Source organism: Sphaerisporangium sp. NPDC049003, assembly GCF_043197795.1.
In the GTDB taxonomy this organism is placed as follows: domain Bacteria; phylum Actinomycetota; class Actinomycetes; order Streptosporangiales; family Streptosporangiaceae; genus Sphaerisporangium.
In genome coordinates, this window is the sequence record NZ_JBICTU010000022.1 from 109,588 (window position 1) to 126,016 (window position 16,429).

The 16,429-nt window shown below is 70.8% G+C and carries 18 protein-coding genes; 4 read left to right on the forward strand and 14 right to left on the reverse strand.

Annotated features, from left to right (window positions below):
• Nucleotides 1-20: 20 nt before the first annotated feature.
• Nucleotides 21-434, reverse strand: a complete 414-nt coding sequence (locus tag ACGFIV_RS24060) for a Fur family transcriptional regulator (RefSeq protein ID WP_358545786.1) — start codon at nt 432-434, stop codon at nt 21-23.
• Between the two features lie 415 nt (nt 435-849).
• Entirely contained in the window at nt 850-1,338 is a 489-nt protein-coding gene (locus tag ACGFIV_RS24065; protein WP_358545783.1) for an FABP family protein, read from the reverse strand.
• A 99-nt stretch (nt 1,339-1,437) separates the two neighbouring features.
• Here ACGFIV_RS24065 and ACGFIV_RS24070 point away from each other — a divergent pair, with 99 nt between their 5' ends.
• Nucleotides 1,438-1,800, forward strand: coding sequence for a DsrE family protein (locus ACGFIV_RS24070; protein WP_358545780.1), 363 nt, complete (start codon nt 1,438-1,440; stop codon nt 1,798-1,800).
• A 24-nt stretch (nt 1,801-1,824) separates the two neighbouring features.
• On the opposite strand, the gene ACGFIV_RS24075 is transcribed toward ACGFIV_RS24070, so the two are convergent.
• The 4 genes from ACGFIV_RS24075 to ACGFIV_RS24090 all read right to left on the reverse strand — a co-directional run bounded on the left by ACGFIV_RS24075 (nt 1,825) and on the right by ACGFIV_RS24090 (nt 8,919).
• Nucleotides 1,825-2,538 (reverse strand): glutamine amidotransferase, encoded by a 714-nt coding sequence (locus ACGFIV_RS24075; protein ID WP_358545778.1) that lies wholly within the window; start codon nt 2,536-2,538, stop codon nt 1,825-1,827.
• Entirely contained in the window at nt 2,528-3,757 is a 1,230-nt protein-coding gene (locus ACGFIV_RS24080; protein ID WP_358545776.1) for a MurT ligase domain-containing protein, read from the reverse strand. The genes ACGFIV_RS24075 and ACGFIV_RS24080 overlap by 11 nt, the downstream gene beginning before the upstream one ends.
• Before the next feature lie 72 nt (nt 3,758-3,829).
• Entirely contained in the window at nt 3,830-6,913 is a 3,084-nt protein-coding gene (locus ACGFIV_RS24085; protein WP_358545773.1) for an ATP-binding protein, read from the reverse strand.
• Nucleotides 6,914-6,975: 62 nt separating this feature from the next.
• A complete protein-coding gene (locus ACGFIV_RS24090; RefSeq protein ID WP_358545770.1) occupies nt 6,976-8,919 on the reverse strand; it encodes a hypothetical protein in 1,944 nt (647 codons plus the stop codon).
• 284 nt (nt 8,920-9,203) lie between these two features.
• Here ACGFIV_RS24090 and ACGFIV_RS24095 point away from each other — a divergent pair, with 284 nt between their 5' ends.
• From ACGFIV_RS24095 to ACGFIV_RS24105, 3 genes are read left to right on the forward strand one after another with little or no spacing between them, the layout of a single operon-like run.
• A complete protein-coding gene (locus ACGFIV_RS24095) occupies nt 9,204-9,884 on the forward strand; it encodes a hypothetical protein (protein ID WP_358545768.1) in 681 nt (226 codons plus the stop codon).
• Nucleotides 9,884-10,537 (forward strand): hypothetical protein, encoded by a 654-nt coding sequence (locus tag ACGFIV_RS24100; protein WP_358545766.1) that lies wholly within the window; start codon nt 9,884-9,886, stop codon nt 10,535-10,537. Before ACGFIV_RS24095 ends, ACGFIV_RS24100 begins: the two co-directional genes overlap by 1 nt.
• The gene (locus tag ACGFIV_RS24105) at nt 10,537-11,355 is read left to right on the forward strand and encodes a hypothetical protein (RefSeq protein WP_358545763.1); all 819 of its coding nucleotides are present in this window, start codon (nt 10,537-10,539) and stop codon (nt 11,353-11,355) included. The genes ACGFIV_RS24100 and ACGFIV_RS24105 overlap by 1 nt, the downstream gene beginning before the upstream one ends.
• Here the strand turns inward: ACGFIV_RS24105 and ACGFIV_RS24110 are convergent.
• From ACGFIV_RS24110 to ACGFIV_RS24145, 8 genes are all read right to left on the reverse strand, one after another.
• On the reverse strand, nt 11,240-12,619 hold the full coding sequence (locus ACGFIV_RS24110) for a hypothetical protein (RefSeq protein ID WP_358545760.1): 1,380 nt from the start codon (nt 12,617-12,619) through the stop codon (nt 11,240-11,242). The genes ACGFIV_RS24105 and ACGFIV_RS24110 overlap by 116 nt on opposite strands.
• A gap of 258 nt (nt 12,620-12,877) precedes the next feature.
• Nucleotides 12,878-13,177, reverse strand: a complete 300-nt coding sequence (locus tag ACGFIV_RS24115) for a DUF1416 domain-containing protein (RefSeq protein WP_358545758.1) — start codon at nt 13,175-13,177, stop codon at nt 12,878-12,880.
• Nucleotides 13,177-14,016 carry a sulfurtransferase gene (locus tag ACGFIV_RS24120; protein WP_358545756.1) on the reverse strand — a complete coding sequence of 280 codons (840 nt, stop codon included), beginning with the start codon at nt 14,014-14,016 and terminating at the stop codon, nt 13,177-13,179. The genes ACGFIV_RS24115 and ACGFIV_RS24120 overlap by 1 nt, the downstream gene beginning before the upstream one ends.
• Before the next feature lie 14 nt (nt 14,017-14,030).
• The gene (locus ACGFIV_RS24125; RefSeq protein ID WP_358545754.1) at nt 14,031-14,441 is read right to left on the reverse strand and encodes a DUF4395 domain-containing protein; all 411 of its coding nucleotides are present in this window, start codon (nt 14,439-14,441) and stop codon (nt 14,031-14,033) included.
• Nucleotides 14,442-14,531: 90 nt separating this feature from the next.
• Nucleotides 14,532-14,615 carry a putative leader peptide gene (locus ACGFIV_RS24130; RefSeq protein ID WP_358546035.1) on the reverse strand — a complete coding sequence of 28 codons (84 nt, stop codon included), beginning with the start codon at nt 14,613-14,615 and terminating at the stop codon, nt 14,532-14,534.
• Nucleotides 14,616-14,647: 32 nt separating this feature from the next.
• Entirely contained in the window at nt 14,648-14,977 is a 330-nt protein-coding gene (locus tag ACGFIV_RS24135) for a thioredoxin family protein (RefSeq protein ID WP_392837805.1), read from the reverse strand.
• A gap of 147 nt (nt 14,978-15,124) precedes the next feature.
• Complete coding sequence (locus ACGFIV_RS24140; RefSeq protein ID WP_358545751.1) at nt 15,125-15,916, reverse strand: zf-HC2 domain-containing protein; 792 nt, start codon at nt 15,914-15,916, stop codon at nt 15,125-15,127.
• Complete coding sequence (locus ACGFIV_RS24145; protein WP_358545749.1) at nt 15,913-16,425, reverse strand: sigma-70 family RNA polymerase sigma factor; 513 nt, start codon at nt 16,423-16,425, stop codon at nt 15,913-15,915. Before ACGFIV_RS24145 ends, ACGFIV_RS24140 begins: the two co-directional genes overlap by 4 nt.
• Nucleotides 16,426-16,429 lie beyond the last annotated feature (4 nt).

Sequence of the window (16,429 nt, forward strand, 5' to 3'; positions counted from 1 at the left end):
TCAGGCGGATTTCCGCGCACTCACGGGCGGCAGTCGCGGCACCGGCCGAAGACGGTCAGGTGGTGGACGTCGGTCTCGAAGCCGAGCTCGCTTTCGAGCTTGGACACCATGCCCGCGACCAGCTCCGGCCTCACCTCGGTGATCTGGCCGCAGCCCCGGCACACCAGGTGGACGTGATCGGCCTTGCTCGCCAGGTGGTAGGTGGGGGCGCCGTGCCCGAGGTGGGTGTGGGTGACCATGCCCAGCTCTTCGAGGAGCTCCAGCGTGCGGTAGACGGTGGAGATGTTGACGCCCCTGGCGGTCTCCTGCACCTGGCCGCAGATGTCCTCGGGCGTCGCGTGACCCAGCCGGGTGACCGCCTCCAGCACCAACTGCCGTTGCGGAGTTACTCGATATCCACGCGCGCGCAGCTCCTCGTGCCATGTCCCGGTCATGCACCGAGTCTACGAGTCCCGCGCGGGGGGCGAGGGCGGTACGCGGAGCCGAGTGGGACCGCGTCACGCGGACCTCGCACGACGCCGTTCACGCGGCTCGGGGCGTGAGGAAATATTCGCTTGCCCGCCCGGAGGGGCTCGCATAGCGTACGAAGCACGCAGAAGGGAGGTGGTCCGAACAATGGTTGATCATTATTGGGCTAGCGAGGTGGCTGTCCGCTAGGGCAACGCCAGTCAGGACCTTCCGTCCAGACGTCGTGCCCTCCCGGGCACTGGTGGCGTCCAGGCGAATCCACGACAGACACCGGAACCCCGGGCAGCCGGCGGGGGGAGTTCCCTCCTCCCATGGTCCAGCCGGCCCGTCTCATCAGGAGACGGAGCACGCCCGGGGTTCTTTCGTGTTCCTGGCCCCGCCTCAGCCGACCTTCTTCAGCTCGGCGGACAGGTGCGAGGTGAGCGGCTGCCCCTCGGCGGCCATGTCGTACGCGTACATCAGGTTGCCCTCGACCAGGCCGTAGAGCCGGTGCCCCGCCGTGTACTCCTTGGCGGTCGAGGTGCGGGCGACGACGTCGGTCCGCATCTCGATCTTGTGGAACACGACCTCGCCGAGGTAGATCTCGACGATGCCGGTCGGGTGGGCCAGCACGATCTCCAGCTGCCGCTCGGGCAGCGCCCGCCAGTACCCCGACTCGGTGGCGAGGGGCCTCACCATGGCGCCGTCGTCGTCGAGCAGCCAGGTTCTGCTGTGGTAGCTCAGGAACGGCTTGCCGTTGTGCTCGAAGGTGATCTCCTGGCCGAACCGGAAGCTCTCGATCGTCGGGTAACCGCCCACTCCGGCGCCCTCCCACCTGCCCAGCAGGAAGGAGATCGGCTCAAGGGCAGGATGCAGTGACTGGGAGTCCATGGCACATGAGCCTAAATGCCCGCCCGCGCGGCTCGCGCCGCGACACCGAACGGGGCATTCGCCTGGTGAAGTCCCGTCCTCCGCGCATAGGCTCAGATCATGGCACGATCAATGGTGATAAAGGTGACGGCAGGGTCAGACGCCCCCGAGCGGTGCAACCAGGCCTTCACCGTCGCGGCCGCCGCCGTGGCCAGTGGTGTCCCGGTGTCCCTGTGGCTGACCGGAGAGTCGGCGTGGTTCGGCCTGCCCGGCCGGGCCAAGGAGTTCACCCTCGCCGAGGCCACTCCGCTCGCGGACCTGCTCGACGTCGTGCTGGCCGGGGGCAAGGTGACCGTGTGCACGCAGTGCGCGGCACGCCGGCACATCGGCGTGGAGGACCTTATCGACGGCGTGCGCATCGCGGGCGCCTCGACGTTCGTCGAGGAAGTGCTCGGCGAAGGGGTCCAGGCGCTCGTCTACTGAGCCCGGACCCCCGCCACCGGCGGCTCAGTGGGGCAGAACGGCCCTGAGGCGCTCCTCGCGGAGCCTTTCGTACCAGCTGTCGTCGATCGGGGTCAGCGGCCCCGTGGCCCAGCCCAGGAAGACGTCGGCGAGCCACGGGTTGCGCGCCAGCGCCGGCCCGTGGAGATACGTACCGACGATCTTGCCCGCGTGGCATCCCTCGGTGCCGTCGCCGTTGCCCGTGCCCACCACCGTGCGCGACAGCGGCCGTACCCCGGGGCCGAGCCGGGTGATGCCCATGTGGTTCTCGAAGCCCGTCAGCATGTGCCCGCCAAGGCCGGTGTCGACCTCGGCGGCCAGCTCGCCCACCGCGCGGGCGGGCCCCCGGGCGCTCTCGATGTCGAGCAGGCCGATGCCCGCCACCGGCTGGCCCTCCTCGCCGCCGAACACCGACCCCATGATCTGGTAGCCCGCGCAGACCGCCAGGAGCGAGGCCCCGCGGTCGACCGCCCGCCGCAGGCCTCCGTCGCGCCGGAGCCGTTCGGCCGCGAGGATCTGCGGCCGGTCCTCTCCGCCGCCGATGAGGTAGATGTCGCCCGAGTCAGGCACCGGGTCGGCCGACCGGACGTAGACGGTCTCGACGGGAATGCCCCGCTTGCGGGCCCGCTGCTCCAGGATCAGGACGTTGCCCTGGTCGCCGTACGTGCTCAACAGGTCCGGGTAGATCCATACGATGCGCAGGGCGCTGTCAGACGGCACGGCCGAACTCCGCTCGAATCTGCTGGAAGGCTGTGTAGTTGGCGATCACGTCGACGCGGCCGGGCGCCTGCCGGGCGACGGCCTGCTCGAAGGTGTCGCAGAGCTCGAAGGCCACCCCGGCGACGTCGAGCCGCAGTGCCAGGTCGAGCCGCCGCTCGCCCGTCACGTAGACGGGCCGGCCGCTCAGGATGCGGAAGTCGACGTCCCAGAGCCAGGAGGTGTCGCGGCCGTCGGGCCCTTGGGCGTTCACAGAAAGGACGATCGGCAGGGACGGGTCGGCGACCTCGAACGCCTCCAGCCAGCCTGCGGGGTTCTTGGCGAGCAGCAGCCGCAGCGAGCGCCCGTCGCGCTCGACCGTCGTGTAGCGCCCGGCGACCGACCTGACCTCACGGAGCCTCGGGAGCGCCCGGTCGACCGGCAGGCCGAACGCCTCGGCCGTCGCCAGCGCGATGGCGGCGTTGGCGCGGTTCGCCCGGCCGGGAAGCTGGAGGCCGAGCACCCAGCGCTGCCGCCGGGGGTCGATCACCGCGTCGTCGTCGAGCACCCAGGTGGGCTCGGGACGGCGGAACGTGCACTCGCGGCAGGCCCAGTCGTTGCCCTTGCGGTCGAGCGGACCGCCGCACTGCGGACAGCACCAGGAGTCCTCCTTCCAGGGCTGCCCGCAGGAGACCCAGGTGACCCGGGAGGCGGTCGAGGCGCCCCAGGTGACCAGCGGATCGTCGCAGTTGGCGATCACGTGGGTGTCCTTGCCCGCAAGGGCGCGCTGCCACTTCTGGGCCAGCAGCCAGATCTCGGCCGCGCGGTCCATCTGGTCGCGGCTGAGGTTCATCAGGCACACGATCGTCGCGCCGGTCGTGTCGAGCACCTCGGGGAGGTACTTCTCGTCGACCTCAAGGACGGCGAAGGGCGCCTGCTTGGCCTGGGACAGCGCCGACACGTGACCGGCCGGCATGTTCGCGCCGAAGGCGTTGGTGGCGACCTCGCCGAGCTCCTGAAGCTCTGAGGTGATCAGCCGGGTGGTGGTCGTCTTGCCGTTCGTGGCGCTGACCAGCACGAGCTTGCGGTCGGCGGCCAGCTTGCGGAGCAGGTCGGGCTCCAGGATCAGCCCGACGCGCCCGCCGATCACCGATCCGTCGCCACGCCCGGTGACCCGGGAGAGGGTGGCGGCAGTACGCCCGAGGGCACTCGCTAGCTGAGCACGCAGCGGTAGCTGGGTCATGCCCGTGATCCTAGTGCGGCCCGCGCGGAGAGTTCCGCACAAGGCTCACGAGCCGGGCCGTACGAGGGCGCGCTAGTCGAGGAACGACAGCTCCGCCTGGTTCTCGGCGCCCCCCTCGAACGGCAGCACGAACCTCCTCGGCCAGGCCAGCACCGTCTCCAGCCACGCCGCCCCCATGGTCTGGGCGATGTGACGGACCCGGTCACGCGGCTCGACGCCGATGGCGACGGTCGTGAAGTCCTCCTGGATGCCCTCGTGCTCGTCGTCGCCGAGCAGGACCCGCCAGGCGAGCGCCCGGTTGCGGTCCATCTCCATCGACAGCGGGTGGTGGCGCAGGGCCTTGGCACGGTGCCCGAGCAGCTCGGTGCGGGCCACGTTCTCCACCGGCCCCGACCCGTTGACCCCGATGTGCGGGTACGGCCTGCCGGACGGGTCGGTGCCGAACAGGGCGTACTCCATCACGGGGGCGGGACTGCGGAGGTTCGGCGCCTGGTGGCCGTACGGGAAGAGCCGGTCGACCTCGTGGACCCAGCGGACCTGCGGGATCACCCACGCGGCGCCCGGCCGCTCACCGGGGGCCGGCTTGCCCTCACCGGACGGGTCGAGCAGCGCCGCGGCCACCTCCGCCGCCTTCACCGTGAGCAGGCTCGGGTCGTAGAACGTGCGCAGCGACCACGCCCGCCTGGCCACCGCGCGCTCCACCAGCGTGGCGAGCAGGCACTCGCGGCGCCTCGGGGGAAGCTCGCCCCAGATGTCGGCCAGCACGCGCGGGACGCCCGGCAGCGACCGGTTGGTGCAGAAGGCCAGCACCACGGTGTCGGTCCAGATGCGCAGCCACGCCCACTCGGGCGCGTCGGCGAGCAGGTCGGCCTCGCGCAGCTCGAACAGCGTGCAGGCCTTGCCCGTCGTGCACTCGTGCCCGCAGGCGGCGGACCGGCGTCCGCGTATGGGCGGGATCGGGCCGAGAAGGGTGTGCTCGCGGTCCTCGCCGAGCGGCACCTGGATGCGCAGCGGACGGTCCATGCCGTCGGCGAAGACGGCGGCGGTGCCCGGCTGGAGGGAGACGACCTGGCGGGACTGCTCCTCGCTGAGGTTCATGGCCGCGCCGACGAGCCTGCGGTCGTCCTCGGCCGGGAGCCGGTGCACGACCTTCAGCGCGGTGTTCTTCACCACGTCGGCGATGAGCTTGGTCGGGATCTGCTCGGCCACGACGATGCCCTCGCCGTACGCGCGGATCTCGGCGAGCATCCCCGCCAGCAGCTCCACCGCGTGGGTGCTGGCCCGCTGGGAGCCCCTGTCGCGCAGCAGCCGGTGGGCCTCCTCGATCACGATGACGTGCTGAAGCCCGCGGGCCTTCTCCTGCCGGGCGCGCATCCGCAGGTGCTCGACGATGCGGATGATGAGCGTGCCCATCAGGAACGCCTTGTCCTCGTCGTTCGCGACGTCCTCGATCGCGAACACGACGTTGCGCTGTAAGAGCCCGCCGATGTCGGCGGGGTGGCCGCCCTCGAAGAACCGCCCAGCCGAGCCGACCCGGAGGCTCCTCAGCCGCAGGCTGATGAAGCCTTCGACGTCGGCCTGGACCTCCCTGCCGTACCCGATCTCCTGGATGACCTCAAGGGCGTGGGTCTGCAACTGCTCCAGCGTGGGCACGGCCGGCTGCACCGCGGCGCCCGGGACGCCGCCGCCGGTGACGACGTCCCAGCCGTTGGCCTCGTACACGCGCTGCAGCGCCAGCGACATGATCTGCGGGAACGGCTCCTCGGCGTCGAAGGCGGCCATGAACAGCGCCCTGACCATGTCGATGTGCGCCTGGACCGGGTAGCCCGGCTCGGGGGCGAGCGGGTTGACGCTGAACGGGACGTTGTCGGGCGCCGAGGGATTGATCACCGTCAACGGCCCCAGGTGCTCCATGCGCCCGGCCATCGCGGCGTACTCGGACTTGGCGGGCTCGATCGCGAGCCAGGGGATGCCGGCCTCGCTGAGCTGCTCCAGCAGGTGGCGTACGGTCTGGGACTTGCCCGAGCCGGTCGCCCCGGTGATGAAGGCGTGCCGGTTGAGCGTCGCGAGCGGCACCCGGAACGACCCGACCGGGCGGTCCTGCCCGTCGATGATCGCGCCCAGGTCGAGCACGGGCTCCCCGGTGTTGCGGACGTCGGCCTCGCTGGTCACGTCGAAGAACCCCGCGTCGAGCACCCGCACACCGGGGACCTCACGGCGGGGCAGCCCGGCGAGCGCTGCCAGCGCCCCGGCGGTGGCCGCGAAGGGCGCCGCCGCGCCGTCGGCCGGGTCCTGGAGGGTCACGCCCAGCGCCTCGGCGAAGCAGTACACGGGCTCGACGGCGGTGGCCCGGCCGAACCCGGCGAGGATGGGCAGCGACAGCGCGCTGCGCAGCCGGTAGGGGTGGTGGCTCATCTCGACCGAGCCGACGAGGACGGGCGCGATCTGCCGCAGTTCGTCGGGGCCCGCCGCGCCGGCCAGCACCCGGACGTTCCACAGGCCCGCCTCGCGGAAGGCGTCGAGCTCCTGCATCCGCCGCTCGGCCCGCTCGGCGTCGAACCGGCTGCGCTCGGAGGCGTCGCCGTACTGCCGAAGTACGTTGAGCTGCGTGCGCAGGTGGGCGACCTCGGCGTCCAGCAGGTCGGTGGGCTCGGCCACGACGAGCCAGGCGAACGGGCGCGACATCAGCGTGACCAGCGTGGACTCGAAAAGTGTCGGCCGCAGCAGCTCGTCGGGGCTCGGCTCCCTGCGCCCGTTGAGCGGCGGGGCCTGGCGGCCTGGGCACGGTGTCCAGGCCAGGTCGGCGAGGTCGGCGAGCCAGTCGTCGCCGATCTCCACGCCCCGCGCGCCGCCGGGGAACAGCAGCGGCTGGGGCCCCTGCGGCGGCTCCTCGACGGTGGCGCTGGACGCGCGCCTGGGCGGGCGCGGCGGCGTGAGCGGTCCGGCGTTGGTGATCAACTCCAGCGGCGCACCGGATCCGCGGGAGAGCCAACCGATGACGAAGGGCCGGTTGCGCTGGGCGGCGGACAGCACGGCGGGCAGGACGGTGACGAAATCCCACTCGGCCGACGAGCTACGCGAAGGGGCCGTGATCGCCTGGATGCGATACCACGGACCACTCAGCGGGAACGGCGCGCTGGGCGCTGCGGAGGACACGCTTGCCTGCATATCAAGCTCAAATCCCTTATGCCATCGACGTTTGCCAGGGGATTACCTGTTCAATGCCGTGTCCTCCAGTCGAGCCGCTCGGGCGGCGGGCCCAGATTGGGCGGGAACAGGTCCTCCTCCGGCACGGGCTCGGGCTCCGGCGGGGTCAGCATGACCCGGCGGACCTCCTCGAACTCCCCCAAAGTGGTCTTGGGGAAGGTGAGAATCGCCGGGTTGGCGTCGGCGAGCCGCACCTGCCGGCCCTCTGCCGTCGCGTGGGTGACGATCACCGAGGTCGTGGGAAGTTGCTGGAGCTGGTGCGGCTCCACCAGGAACTCCCTGCTGCGGTGCAGCACGCGCTCCTCCCCCATCGCCTTGCTGGCGCTGCGCCCCCACTCGGTGGACTCGGTGATGCCCTCCTTGAGGTCGCCTTCGCCCTTCTCCTCTTCCCCGGGACGGGTGCGACCGGCGCCGTCGCCGACCGTGGAGGTGTAGGAGCCGTTCACGCCGTCGACGGCCGGGCTGATGGTCTCGGTGAGCTGTGCCAGCTCCAGGCGGTGCTCGGTGCCCATGTGCTCGCTGGCCACCCTGGCGTCCTCGGCGTTGCCGAGGCGCATGAACGCGACGGCCGCGTGCCCCCGGCCGAGGCGCTCCCTGACGGTGGGGGTGAGGGAGCGGTAGGTCAGCACCAGGCCTGTCTGCGAGGTCTCGCAGGCGTCCATCAGCCTGTCGAGCACGTCGCCCCTGAGCTTGTCCGCCCCCGCGACGATGATCGTGTGGTACCAGGGACGCTCCGAGGCCGGTGACTGCCGCAGGATGTGCGTCAGCGCGGTCGCGACGTACGTGCCGAGGACCCGGTTGCCGAAGACCCCGGCCTGGCGGTCCATGGAGACCACGCGCAGCCGCGCGGGCGGCAGCTTCACCGCCTCCGAGCCGAGGGTCTCCAGCTTGCGGAGCTGGGATTCGAGCGCCCAGGCACGCTCGATCACCACCCGGTCGGTCACGCCCCTGCCGAACAGGGTGCCGATGCGTTCGAGCTGGGTGGCGGTGAGCAGGCCGTACCGCAGGTCGTCGCGCGGGTCGCCCACCTGGGCCAGGGCGCGGAGCGCGGCCGTGACCTGGTTGATCGTGGCGTTCTCGCCGAGCACCTCCAGCACCCGTTCGAGGATCGCGTTGTCGAAGCTCAGGTCGCGGGTGGTGCGGTGCTCCTCGCTGACGCTGACGACGTGGGCGAGCACGTCGGCGAACGCCTCGGGCGGCAGCGTCGCGCCGAGGTCGAGCCTCGGCAGGTCGACCGGGAGCACCCACACCAGGGGGTCGTCGCCGCCGCGCCTGGCCAGCTCGATGAGATCCTTGGCGATCGCGCCCTCGGACAGGTCGAGGACGGTGAGGTGGCCGCCGCTGTAGAGCCGGGTCGCGCCGAGCAGGGTGATCAGGGCGGACCAGCCGGGCAGGGTGCCGCCGGCCACGTCGATGCGGTCGATCTCGTCGGGCACGGCCACGGCGTACCAGGTGAGCTGCCTGTCGTACTGCTCCTTCTTGGCGGCCCACTCGCGGTAGCGCCCGGCGTGCTCCTCCTGGGCGTCGAACAGCTCGCGCTCGCGCCGCTCGCGGCGCTGGTCGGCCCGCGACTCCTGCTCCCTGATGCGGGAACGGAGCGCCCGCTCGCCCTGGTGGACGGCGTACCCGCAGATGGTGGCCACGCCTCCGGTGGCCACCAGCCCGATGACGACGAACGGCCAGCCGATGATCTCGCTGACACCGAGGGCGAGGAGGAGGATCGCGAGGATGCCCATGAAGATTCCGACGATCTTCACGGGGCGGTTGAGCAGGTCCTCCTGAAGGCGCTCCCTGCGGACCCAGGCCGGGTCGACCGGGGCGGGCTCCTCCGCGATCTCCCCGGGCGAGGGGCGCCTCGGCGGGGGGCCCGGATCGGGAAACAGCATCGCGTACTGCCAACCCAGATAGATCCGGTCAGCCTGCAGCTGCGCATGCTCTGGGTGCACGTCCGCCACCGGACCTCCACCTGCCAATGGTCGCGCTCGCTGGGGAGCTTGCCGGCCCCATGCCCGTGAACTAGCTCTCCGACTGTGACAGCGTATGAGTTACACCCCTTATTGGGGCAGGGTTCTCGCCATTCGGACCAGATTCCTGGGAACCGGCGGTCAGGTTTCACCACTCCCGGGAACACCGTTCCTCGACCCTTTTGCCGGGTTTCTGCATAGTTGCGGACTTGTAGCGCCCATTCGTGGGACGAACGAGGCGGAAGGGGAACAAGCAACGACTACCATCCTGTGGCATGACGTCCACCCCTACGAGCGGCGGTTCACGGCGGCGACCGGTCCTCCTACCGGTCCTGGCCGCTCTGGTGGCCGTGACCGTGGGAGTGAGCGCGGCCTTCGGGGGCCTCGAAGACGCCCCGAAGGAGAAGCCCGAGCTGCTCGGTAAGGGCGCGAAGGTCGACCAGGGCCGGATGACCACGCTCTTCGAGGACGCCGTCGTCCGCCCCGGAGGCGAGGACGGCCTCGGCGTCTCCGGCAAGCGCTACCTGCAGATCATCATGAGGGTGACCAACACCTCCGAAGAGACGTTCATCGCCGAGATGATGAACTCGGCGCTGGTCGCGGTCAGGGCCGACGGGAAACTCATCAAGGAGTCCGGCCCGTCGGCCACGACGATCGGCCCCCGTGTCGTGACGATCTCCGGAGGCCGCACGTACGGCCAGCTTCATCCCGGCGTGCCCGCGACCGTGGTCATGGCATACGAGCTGCCGGCCGACCAGGAGCCCCCCAAAACGGTCGAGATCGATGCCGGCGCCTACGAGTGGCACGAGAGCTTCATCTATCGGACCCACGACTGGCTGCGGGTGGAGACCGAGGAGCCGCTGACGGCGGAGGACCGCGAGAGGGGCGGCACCTCCGGTTACGCGCCCGTGGTCGTCGCCCAGGTCGACCTGCCCGTCCGCGTGGAGGAGGTGTGATGGCCGCCTCCCCCGGCCTCGTGCCCGGCGCGCAGGCGCCCGCGCGTCCCGGTCCGCCACGCCGCCGCGTTCCGCTGTGGCGCAGGACGGTGGGCGCGATCATCGGGGTCGCGCTGATGTGCGCCGCGGTCTACGTCCAGACGCACGTGCTGACGGTCGACCAGCGGAGGGAGCCCCTGACCGTGTCAGGCGGCATGCACCAGGAACTGCGCACCGCGCACTTCTCCGCCCGCCTCGAACGCGTGGAGTTCGCCAAGTCCGTACGGGTCAAGAAGCAGTACGCGACCGAGGATTCCACGGCCGACCAGGTCTTCCTGATCGCCAAGGTGGGGCTCACCTCACCCCGCCGGCCCATCAAGATCACCGCGCACGTCATCACCGCCGACGGCCTGCGCTTCGAGCCCACCGACCGGGTGGACTCCGGCGCGACGCTCGGGGACAAGTGGATCCAGCCTGCCTGGTGGCGCTCCGGCTTCTACTTCTTCGACCTCCCCGCGGACAAGGTCGCGGGGGCCCAGGTCGTCGTCGCGGAGCCCAGGACGCTGTTCGGCGACGCCTACATGCCCGAAATCGCCCTCGATCCCGGTCTCGACCAGGCGAAGGCCCGCCAGATGGTCGATGCCGCGAAGGACGTCTACGAGGTGAGCGGCTGATGCGCGACGAGAATCCCGACGACACCGGCGTCTGGCGCCCTCCCGCCGCCGAGCCGTCCTGGTTCACCCCCTCCAAGCGCCTGCCCCGCCCCGACGCCAGGGTCTGGCCTCCTCCTGAGCCGGAGTCCAGAGGCAGCTCCACGGTGCCGATCCCCGTGATCGACGACGGGCCGGCCCCCCGCCGCCAGCCGTGGCCGCCGCCGTCCCCCGCAGGCATTCCGGCCCCCGCCAAGGCGCCTTACGCCGGGCCCGTCGCGCCCCCCGTGCAGGCACGCCCGCCCGCGCAGCCCTCGCGGCGGCGCCGCCGCCCGATGCCGAAGGCGGCCAAGATCGGCTTGCAGCTCGCCGGGGCCCTCGGGCTGACCGCCGCGTTCCTCGCGATCGGGGGGTACGACGCGCTGAACCGGTTCGAGAAGAGCGTCACTCCCGCACGGGTCCAGCGGGTGTCGCCCGGCCAGGAGGCGCCGCTGGCGGACGCGAAGTGGCGGCTCCTCGGCATCGCCGTCATACCGGACCAGCGGACGGACCTGCCCGACCGCACCATCATCCAGATCGACGTGCAGGCCACCGCGCTGAACTCCGAAGGCACGAGGTACTCCTACAGCCTGCCCGGCTTCTATATGGCCGACAAGGCGGGCCGCACCTGGACGGCCGAGCCGTGGAAGACCCCCGACGAGCTCTCGCCCGGCGTGCCGGGACGCTTCACCCTGCTGAGCGCGGTCCCGAAGGAACTGGTCGACCAGGTCGAGCTGATGCTCTGGCCGAGTCTCCACGCGGGAGAGCAGGAGTCGGGGCCTGCTCTGCGGTTCGGTCGCTGACCGCCGCGGCGCGCCGCCGTTCGGCGGAGGCGGCGACGTCGAAGGTCGCCGCCAGCAGGCAGGTGGTGAGCATGGTGACCGCGAGGTCCACCACGAAGTTGATCGGCACGAAGACGACGTCCCAGTAGAGCACGGGGTAGTCGTTGCCCGCCAGGTACTGCAGGCCGCGGTCCGCGTACCCCTCGCCGACCTTGATCGCCGCGAAGCAGAGGGCGAACACCCCGAACAGCGGCGCGCCGCCCCGCACGACCAGGCGCACGGTGTTCGCCAGCGCCACCCAGTGCGTCCAGCGGCCGAAGAACCGCGTCAGGGTCCGGCGGGTGAGCGAGTGGGTCCGCGCGGTGATCGCCTCTCCGGCCTGCGCGGCCGCGGGCTCCAGCTTCGTGCCCTTGATCACGGTGGCGGCGTCCTCCGCGTACGCGCCGTACATCAGGATCGCGACGGTCAGCCAGACGGCGGGGAGCACCAGCGCGTCCCAGGCGTACGGCCTGATCACCCCGACCGCGCCCCAGAACGCCTCCCAGCCGGGGACTTTGAGCGAAAGGGTGGCCATGAGGTCGTTCCACCAGGTCACGGCGGCACGGCCGCCGACCCAGCCGCCACGGGAGGCGACGACCTGCGCGCCGTAGTAGAAGAAGGAGAGCTCGCAGAAGGCGACGGCGAGGGCCGCGGAACGGCTCCCTCGTTTCTCGCGCCAGATCGTGAAGAAGTAACGAGCCACGAAGGCCGCGATCATGATGGCCAGCGTCACGGTGAAGTTCAGCCCGACGAGGCCGAGGCTCGTGTCCTGGGTCTGCCCGGTGGAGATGTCGTAGAAGGCGCCGAGGTAGCCCTTCTCACCGCTCTGCCGCTTGAAGTCGGTGGTGATGAAGGCCCGCACGTCGTCCACATGCCAGCCCCAGCTCAGGTAGAGCGCGGTGAAGGGCACGATGACCCTGCTGAGGCTGCCGACGAAGCCCTCGTCCTCCTCGCCGTCCCCCCGCCTGGCGCGCATCTCCGACAGCGCCCCGCGCAGCGTGAAGAACATCCCCACGCTGACGATCAGGTTCGCCAGGACCATGACGATGAAGAGCAGCATCGTCACGACGAGCCGCAGGTCGCGCATGGAGCCGTGCGAGAGGTCGGTACCGGCGGCGAGCAGGCCGAACCGCAGCAACTGCCCCGCCGAGTACCACATCACGAGCGGCAGCAGGCATCGCCCGGCCAGGCTCAGGGTGTGCCACGGCAGCGACCAGACGGCGGGAGTGCGGGTGGATTCGGACATCCGGTGCATCCTATCGACGGCTCACCACGCGTCGCAGCAGCATCAGGGGAAGAGATCCCATTTGGGGAATCCCTGAACAAGCCCGGGAAAAGGCCGGACGCGCGAAAGGGCCCGCGTTGCCGTCACCGCCACGCGAGGGCCGGCGTTCCCGTCACGGGACACGCGAAAGGGCCGGCGCGCCCGTGACGGGAACGCCGGCCCTTTCGTCGAGATGCGCGCCTCATGGCCCTGCCGGACGGCGAGGCCACCAGGCGATCGTCAGACGGCGACCTGGAGCTGGGAGACCTCGCCGAGGCGGGCCTCCACGGTGACGTCCTTGGTGACGCCACCGCCCGCGATGATGCGGACGGTCCAGGAACCGGGCGCGGCGAAGAAGCGGAAGATGCCCTCGTCGGACACCACCACCTCGCCGGTGAACTCGCCGGAGTGGTCGAGGAGGCGGGCGTACGCCGTGCCGGCGCCGGTGACGACACCCTGGATGACGGCCTGGGTCGACAGATCGATCCCGGCCGGAAGCGCTATGGTCTGCTCCGGTGCTGCGCAACCCTGAACGGTCATCAGCGGGCCTCCCCCAACTCGATCGGCACGCCCACGAGCGAGCCGTATTCGGTCCACGATCCGTCGTAGTTCTTCACGTTCGCCTGGCCGAGGATCTCGTGCAGCACGAACCAGGTGTGGGCGGAACGCTCGCCGATGCGGCAGTAGGCGATCGTGTCCTTGTCGAAGTCGACGCCCTCGCCGGCGTAGAGGGTGCGGAGCTCCTCGTCGGACCGGAAGGTGCCGTCGTCGTTCGCGGCCTTGGACCACGGGACGTTGCGGGCGGTCGGGATGTGGCCACCCCGCTGCGCCGCTTCCTGCGGAAGGTGGGCCGGGGCAAGGAGCTTGCCGGAGAACTCGTCGGGCGAGCGGACGTCCACGAGGTTGAGCTTGCCGATCGCGGCGACCACGTCGTCGCGGAAGGCACGGAGCGAGAGGTCCTGGTCCTTGGCGGCGTACTGCGTCTCGGGACGCGCCGGCACGTCGGTGACCAGCTCGCGCGAGTCGAGCTCCCACTTCTTGCGGCCGCCGTCGAGGAGACGGACGTTCTCGTGACCGTAGAGCTTGAAGTACCAGTACGCGTAGGCGGCGAACCAGTTGTTGTTGCCACCGTAGAGAACCACGGTGTCTTCGTTGCCGATGCCCCGAGCCGACAGAAGGGCCTGGAAGCCCTCACGGTCCACGAAGTCGCGGCGGACCGGGTCCTGCAGATCCTTCTTCCAGTCGATCTTCACGGCACCACGGATGTGGCCCTTGTCATAGGCGCTGGCGTCCTCGTCGACTTCGACGAGTACGACACCAGGAGAGTCGAGGTTGGCCTCGACCCAGTCGGCGTCCACCAGTACGGCGGAGCGGCTCATTAGGGAACCTCCGGTTATCGGGTTACGGCGGGCATAAGACGGCGGACGATCAAGTACATTTCGCAGCCGAGGCAGAAGCCGAAGGCAGCGTTCAGGAACGCGGCCAGCAGGGCCGCGGCTGTCGCGCCGAGCGCGAGTGGTGCGATCCGCGCGGTGAACCCGATCACGCCGACGAGGGCGAAGACCAGGCCCACACCCTGCGCGAAGCGGGGCGGGGCTGCGTCCTCCATCTCCGCCGGCGGACCGAGTCTCGGCCGCACCAACCGTCTGAACACCAACCCGTACGGCGCGACTCCGGCGACCCCCAGGGCGAAGACGATGCCCTGAGCGAGGAGCAGCCAGGCGTTGCCCGTGAGCAGAACCAGCGCCAGGATGAGCGTCGTGATGAACGCGGAAAACCGCGTGCTTCGTGGATCGACCTGCATGGCGGAGAGCTCCTGAAGGGATCGTGCCGGAAACGCGTGGATCGGGCACTATTCAGAGCGGTGCGGTGGGTGAGACCCGCGAGATCGCCCTCAGGCCATACGACAGAGCGCGGTGGCCACGCGGCAGAAGTCAACCGCGCGCCGCTTCGTCAGCAGCTCCGTCGAGGGTGTCATGTCCACGACAGTACCCGCCGTCTTGCCATCTGTCACGTCCCGTCCGATTCATGAGATGTCACGATCCCCAGGGCCGCGATCACATCCACCTTGCGGGGCTGGCCGGAGGCTCTTTTGATCACCCGGCCGGCGCCGTCGAGGACCAGGACCGTCGGCGTGCGCATCACGTCGAAGCGCCGCACAAGGTCGAGCCGGGACTCCGCGTCGATCTCCACGTGCCGCACGCCCGGCACCATGCCGGTGACCTCCGACAGGATGCGCCGGGTCGCCCGGCAGGGCTGGCAGAAGGCCGTGGAGAACTGCACCAGCGTGGCGCGCTCGCCCAGCTCCTCGCCGAGGTCGTCGGCGGCCACGAAATCCATCTCGCTCCTCACGGCACGCACGGCACCGCTCCGCCGCCTCATAGCCAGCCCGGCCACGAGACCGGCGGCCAGCGTCACGCAGAGCACCACCAGGCCTGTCATCGCCAGCGACAACATCGGTCACCTGGCCGCCATTCCCGGTGCCGCCTACGGCGCCTTGACCCAAACGAGGCGCCTGCCCGTGGAGGCGCGGATGTCGAACCCCCGGATCCGGTCCATCGTCAGCTCGGTGCTCCCGGTGAACGTGGACGGCCCGCGACGGTAGTCGGCGGCGTCGACCGTCCAGCTGCCCACGGGAGACTGGGTGCCATCGATCCCGACGGCGGTCACCCGGCAGGACGTACCGGTCGGGACGCCGGACAGGACGATCTCGACGGCCGTGCCCTCGTCGCCCGGGGTCAGGGCCAGCTCGGCCCGTATGGGGCCGTTGCTGTTGGACGCGGAGACGGGGGACCTCGACGGCAGCGGCTGGTCCTTGAGCATGGCCGACGGCCCCGGGGTCGCCGCGAAGGGCTCACTGCGCCGGGCCAGGCCCTCCGCACTCTGGTCGGCGCTACCCTGGGCGCTGCTCGCGGCAGGAGCGCCCGCCATCGACGTGTCCGTGCCGGGGGAACGCCCCACCGCCAGCCAGGCCGAACCGCCGAGCACGACGGCGACCAGGGACGCCGCGAGGCCGAACACCACCCTGTTCAACCGGTGCCGCCTGGCCGACGCCGAGATCAGGCGGTCGAGGACGGCGTGCGGCGGGCTGGCCGCCTGCTCGATGTCCTCCTCCGAGACCCGGCCGAGCAGCGCGGTGAGCCCGCTCAGCTCCTCCAGCTCGGCACGGCATTCGGGACAGGTCGCGAGATGCGCCTCGACCTGGACCGCCTCGTCGGCCTCCAGCGCGCCCAGCATGTACACGCCGAGCGACATCCGTACGTCCTCACAGGCGCTCATGGCGCGAGCCCCCGCTCCTCCAGCGCAAGCTTCAGCGCGCGAAGCGCGTAGTACGTGCGCGACTTGACCGTGCCGGCCGGGATGCCGAGCGCCTCGGCGGCCTCCTTGACCGACCGGCCGCGGTAGTAGGTCTCCATCAGGACCGCGCGATGCTCCGGCCGCAGGTCCGCGATGGCGTCGGCGACGCCCCAGGACTCCACCGCCCGGTCCAGCTCGTCGTCGGCGGGGATCACGGCGAGGGCCTCGTCCGTGGTCTCCTGTGGCCGGGATCTGCGGGCACGGTGGTGGTCGACGACCAGGTTGCGGGCGACGGTGAACAGCCACGCCCGTACCGGGCGGTCGGCCAGCACCTCGGGGTGCTTCCACGCCCGCAACAGCGTCTCCTGTACCACGTCCTCCGCCTTGCCCGGATCGCCCGTCAGTCGCAACACGTAACCGTAGAGTGACCCCGCGTGCTCGTCGAAGAGAGTGCGTATCAGCTGCTCGTCGGCGGTTCCGGCGGGGCTCACATTC

What these genes read in the sequence shown, in the direction of transcription:
- ACGFIV_RS24130 (WP_358546035.1), bottom strand. Translation starts at nt 14,615, where the DNA reads ATGACACCCTCGACGGAGCTGCTGACGAAGCGGCGCGCGGTTGACTTC.
- ACGFIV_RS24110 (WP_358545760.1), bottom strand. Translation starts at nt 12,619, where the DNA reads ATGTCCGAATCCACCCGCACTCCCGCCGTCTGGTCGCTGCCGTGGCAC.
- ACGFIV_RS24135 (WP_392837805.1), bottom strand. Translation starts at nt 14,977, where the DNA reads ATGGATTTCGTGGCCGCCGACGACCTCGGCGAGGAGCTGGGCGAGCGC.
- ACGFIV_RS24120 (WP_358545756.1), bottom strand. Translation starts at nt 14,016, where the DNA reads ATGAGCCGCTCCGCCGTACTGGTGGACGCCGACTGGGTCGAGGCCAAC.
- ACGFIV_RS24070 (WP_358545780.1), top strand. Translation starts at nt 1,438, where the DNA reads ATGGCACGATCAATGGTGATAAAGGTGACGGCAGGGTCAGACGCCCCC.
- ACGFIV_RS24125 (WP_358545754.1), bottom strand. Translation starts at nt 14,441, where the DNA reads ATGCAGGTCGATCCACGAAGCACGCGGTTTTCCGCGTTCATCACGACG.
- ACGFIV_RS24115 (WP_358545758.1), bottom strand. Translation starts at nt 13,177, where the DNA reads ATGACCGTTCAGGGTTGCGCAGCACCGGAGCAGACCATAGCGCTTCCG.
- ACGFIV_RS24060 (WP_358545786.1), bottom strand. Translation starts at nt 434, where the DNA reads ATGACCGGGACATGGCACGAGGAGCTGCGCGCGCGTGGATATCGAGTA.
- ACGFIV_RS24080 (WP_358545776.1), bottom strand. Translation starts at nt 3,757, where the DNA reads ATGACCCAGCTACCGCTGCGTGCTCAGCTAGCGAGTGCCCTCGGGCGT.
- ACGFIV_RS24065 (WP_358545783.1), bottom strand. Translation starts at nt 1,338, where the DNA reads ATGGACTCCCAGTCACTGCATCCTGCCCTTGAGCCGATCTCCTTCCTG.
- ACGFIV_RS24095 (WP_358545768.1), top strand. Translation starts at nt 9,204, where the DNA reads ATGACGTCCACCCCTACGAGCGGCGGTTCACGGCGGCGACCGGTCCTC.
- ACGFIV_RS24105 (WP_358545763.1), top strand. Translation starts at nt 10,537, where the DNA reads ATGCGCGACGAGAATCCCGACGACACCGGCGTCTGGCGCCCTCCCGCC.
- ACGFIV_RS24100 (WP_358545766.1), top strand. Translation starts at nt 9,884, where the DNA reads ATGGCCGCCTCCCCCGGCCTCGTGCCCGGCGCGCAGGCGCCCGCGCGT.
- ACGFIV_RS24140 (WP_358545751.1), bottom strand. Translation starts at nt 15,916, where the DNA reads ATGAGCGCCTGTGAGGACGTACGGATGTCGCTCGGCGTGTACATGCTG.